Below are 4,173 nucleotides of genomic sequence, written 5' to 3'. Positions count from 1 at the left end.
TCCAGGGCGACCGTCTCACCGGGCACACGAACGCCGTCACCTCCCTCGCCCCCGCCCCCGCCGCCCGGAGACCACGGCGGCGGCCCCGGACGCGGCCCCGGCGGACGCAGGCTGCTGCTGATCCTGCTCGCCGTGATCGTGGCCGTCGCGGCCGTCTCCCTCATCGTGCTCACGGCCTCGGACGGCGACGACGCGCCGGACAGGGAGCCCGGCGAGACGAGCACGGGCCCCGGCGGCCTCCCCAGCGGGCTGCCCTCCGGCTTCCCGACCGAGCTGCCCTCGGATCTCCTGCCCTCCGGCCTTCCCACCGAGCTGCCCTCGGGCTTCCCCTCCGGTCTCCCGACCGAGCTGCCCTCGGGCTTCCCCACCGAACTGCCGAGCGGCGTGCCCAGCGACCTTCCGAGCGGCCTGGAGTCACTCCTGCCGTCCCTGGCGGAAGCCGGACTGCCCTGACCGCCGCACCGCAGTGACCGGGGACGGCGGGAGCGTCACTCCGCGCGGGTGCGCTCCGCCGAGGCGAGAGCGGTGGCCGGGTCCTGGGCCGGGCCGCCCGCCGGAACCCAGCGGCCGCGCTCCTTCCGGTAGGGCCACCAGCGCCCGTCGCGGCTCAGCCGCAGCTGCACGGGCGCGTCGACGACCGTCCAGCGGTTGGCCCGGGCCCGGAGCACCGGCCGTTCGTCCTCGTCCCAGGCGCTTTCCAGGGCGGCACGCGCGCGTGCGAGGCCTTCCCCGCGCACCGTCCACTCCTCGTCGAGCACGGCGAGCGCCGCCGCACCGCCGTGCCGCCAGGCCCGTACCGCCACGGCCAGTCCGTCCCGGCCGCGGCCCGACCCTTCGGCGAGCCGGTCCGTCACCGCGCGGGAGGGCTCACCGGCGGCCAGTCGGACGGCGTCCCGGGACACCGTCGTCTCCGGCTCCCCGGCACGCGCCCGCGGAGCCTCCCGCAGCGCCTCCGCCAGCAGCCGTTGGGCCCGCACGGCGGTCCGGGCGGCCAGGAACTCCAGCGCGGACGGATCGATGCCCTCGGGCGGACCCTCCTCCGTGCCGAGCGACGGCGGGACCCCGGGCTCCGCGGGAAGCGCCGGGGCGCCGGGAAGCGACGGCAGGATGTCCCCGGCCGCGTACGCCTCGGCGGCGTCCACGCCCTCCACACCCCGCGCGGGCTGTCCGGCGGACGCGTCACCGCGCGTGCGGAGTGCCTCCAGGAGGGCGTTCTCACCCCGCCCCCGCATGAGCAGCAGGACGAACGGGTCCTGGTCCAGCAGCCGGGCCAGCTGGTAGCACAGCGCCGCGGTGTGACCGCAGTGGTCCCATGCCCCGCAGTCGCACTCCGGTTCGAGATCGCCGAGGCCCGGCAGGAGTTCGATGCCGGCCGACCCGGCGTCCTCGACGAGATGCGTGGGCATCTCCCGGTCGAGCAGCGCCGCCACATGCCCGGCCCGCTCCACGGCCATGGCCAGGAACCGGTGCCACTGCTCCGCGGACAGCTCCTGCAACAGGACGTCCGCGCGGTGCGCCGTTCGGTCCCGGTCCTGTACGACCGCCGTGATGCGGCCGGGCCGCACCGACACCGCTCCGACCGCTCCCGCGCGGGCGAGCCGGCGGCCCGCCTTGAGCTGCCCGGAGTCCAGGGCCGTGCCCTCCAGCGCGTCCAGCCAGGCCCGGCCCCACCAGGTCTGCGCGAAACCACGGCCCGCGGCGGGCGGCAGCGCGGCGAAGGTGAATTCCCCGCCGGTCTCGTCACCGTCGTACGAGTTCATCGTGTTCCCCCTCGCAGTGCGACCAGATCCGCCAGCTCGGCGTCCGTCAGTTCGGTGAGCGCCGCCTCGCCGGAGCCGAGCACGGCGTCGGCCAGCTCCCGCTTGCGCACCAGCAGCTCGGCGATGCGGTCCTCGACGGTCCCCTCGGCGATGATCCGGTGCACCTGCACCGGCCGGGTCTGACCGATGCGGTACGCCCGGTCCGTCGCCTGCGCCTCGACGGCGGGGTTCCACCAGCGGTCGTAGTGCACGACGTGCTCCGCGCGGGTGAGATTCAGCCCGGTGCCCGCCGCCTTCAGCGACAGCAGGAACACCGGCACCTCGCCGTCCTGGAAGCGGCGCACCATCGCCTCGCGCGCGGCGACCGGCGTGCCGCCGTGCAGGAACTGGGTCGGCACGCCCCGCGCGGCCAGGTGCCGTTCCAGCAGCCGGGCCATCCGCACGTACTGCGTGAACACCAGCACACCGGCTTCCTCGGCGAGGACCGTGTCGAGGAGCTCGTCCAGCAGCTCCAGCTTCCCGGAGCGCCCGGCGACCACCGGCCGCTCCTCCTTGAGGAACTGCGCCGGATGGTTGCAGATCTGCTTCAGGCCGGTGAGCAGCTTCACGATCATGCCGCGGCGCGCCATGCTGTCGGCGCCGGCGATCCCGGCCAGTGCCTCGCGCACCACGGCCTCGTACAGCGCCGTCTGCTCCTGGGTGAGCGAAACGGCGTGATCGGTCTCCGTCTTCGGCGGCAGCTCGGGCGCGATCCCCGGGTCCGACTTGCGGCGGCGCAGCAGGAACGGGCGCACCAGCCGGGCCAGCCGGTCCGCGGCGGCGGGATCCTGTCCGCTCTCGACGGCGTCCGCGTACCGCGTACGGAAGGTGCCGAGCCGGCCCAGCAGTCCGGGTGTCGTCCAGTCGAGGATCGCCCACAGTTCCGACAGGTTGTTCTCCACCGGTGTGCCGGTGAGGGCCACGCGCGCGCGTGCCCCGATGGAACGCAGCTGCCGGGCCGTCGACGAGTACGGGTTCTTCACGTGCTGCGCCTCGTCGGTGACGACCATGCCCCAGGGGACCCCGGCCAGCCGGGCGGCGTCCATCCGCATGGTGCCGTACGTGGTGAGCACCACCTCGCCGTCGTCGAGACCGTCCAGCGCCCGCCGGGCGCCGTGGAAGCGGCGCACGGCGGTGCCGGGCGCGAACCGCTCGATCTCGCGCTGCCAGTTGCCCATCAGCGAGGTCGGGCAGACCACGAGGGCGGGTCCCGCGGAAGCGGGGTCGCTCTGGCGGTGCAGATGCAGCGCGATCAGGGTGATGGTCTTGCCCAGGCCCATGTCGTCGGCGAGACAGCAGCCCAGGCCCAGGGAGGTCATCCGGGCCAGCCAGTTCAGGCCGCGCCGCTGGTAGTCCCGGAGGGTGGCGGCGAGGGCGGCGGGCTGTGCCACCGGTTCCTGCGCCTCGGGGTCCGCGAGCCGGTCCCGCAGTGCCGCCAGCCACCCGGTCGGCCGCACCTCGATCCGGGTTCCGCCGGCCTCCACGGAGCCCGTGAGGGCCGCGCCGAGCGCGTCCAGCGGGGTGATCCGCCGGTTCTGGTGCTCACGGGCCCGGGCCAGTTCCCGGGGGTCGATCAGGACCCACTGGTCGTGCAGCCGGACGAGGGGGCGGTTCAGCTCGGCCAGCCGGTCCAGCTCGTCGCGCGTCAGGCTACGGTCACCCAGTGCGAACGACCAGTCGAAGGCGAGCAGTGCGCCGGCGGACAGGACGGAGGGTCCCTGCGCGAAGCCGGCCCCCGTGGACACGGGCCGGTCGTCGTCGGCGGGACCGACCTCCGCGCGGAGGGTGAACTCGCGGACGAGGTCCTTGGGCCAGTGCACGTCGACGCCCGAGCCGGCGAGTGCCCGGCCGCCTTCGCCGAGGAGGTCGGTGACCTCCTCCTCCGCGAGGTCGACCGCGTCCGGCACGGTCGACGACAGCAGGGGGGCCAGGGGCGTCCAGGCCCGCGCCGCGCGGCGCAGCGCGAGCAGGGCGGTCATCCGCGCGGAGGAGTCGAAGGCCGTGTCCGCGTTCCCGGACCACACGTCGGCGGCGTCCGCGACGAGGGCGGGATCGCTCACCGCGTGCAACTGCAGGACGGCCCGGAACGAGGCGTCCGCGCCGTGGGACAGGCCGGCGAGGAGGGTGCCGGACGCGTCGTCGGACACCTCGTCCGCCCCGTCCGTCAACCCGCTCACCTCGATCCGCAGCGACAGCCGTACGCCCGCGTCGTGGCCCGCGGCGATGTCGGCGGCCCAGGTCCGCAGTCCGGGCAGCCGCTGCGGCTCCGGCACCGCGAAGGCCGCGGTGCCGGTCACGAGACGGGCGGCGGGGGAGCGGGGGAGGGTGTCGGCGACGGCGTCGAGGAAGGCGCGCAGCAGCCGTTCGGGATCGG

Annotated in this window: 3 protein-coding genes; 1 reads left to right on the top strand and 2 read right to left on the bottom strand. The window is 75.4% G+C overall.

What is annotated here, in order from left to right:
* The coding region (locus tag B9S61_RS12875) for a hypothetical protein (RefSeq protein ID WP_258039641.1) at positions 1 to 453 on the top strand (453 nt) is incomplete at its 5' end.
* Positions 454 to 488: 35 nt separating this feature from the next.
* Here B9S61_RS12875 and B9S61_RS12870 read toward each other — a convergent pair.
* Complete coding sequence (locus B9S61_RS12870; RefSeq protein ID WP_103542374.1) at positions 489 to 1,760, bottom strand: SWF or SNF family helicase; 1,272 nt, start codon at positions 1,758 to 1,760, stop codon at positions 489 to 491.
* The coding region (locus tag B9S61_RS12865) for a DEAD/DEAH box helicase (RefSeq protein WP_103542373.1) at positions 1,757 to 4,173 on the bottom strand (2,417 nt) is incomplete at its 5' end. The genes B9S61_RS12865 and B9S61_RS12870, both read right to left, overlap by 4 nt.

This window comes from Streptomyces sp. SM1 (assembly GCF_002910825.1).
GTDB lineage: Bacteria > Actinomycetota > Actinomycetes > Streptomycetales > Streptomycetaceae > Streptomyces > Streptomyces okerensis.
The sequence above is the reverse complement of the archived record's forward strand: the minus strand, read 5'-3'. Positions and strand labels throughout refer to the sequence as shown.

Bases quoted from the DNA above. Each gene is read 5' to 3' on its own strand.
- B9S61_RS12870 (WP_103542374.1), bottom strand. From the start codon at position 1,760: ATGAACTCGTACGACGGTGACGAGACCGGCGGGGAATTCACCTTCGCC.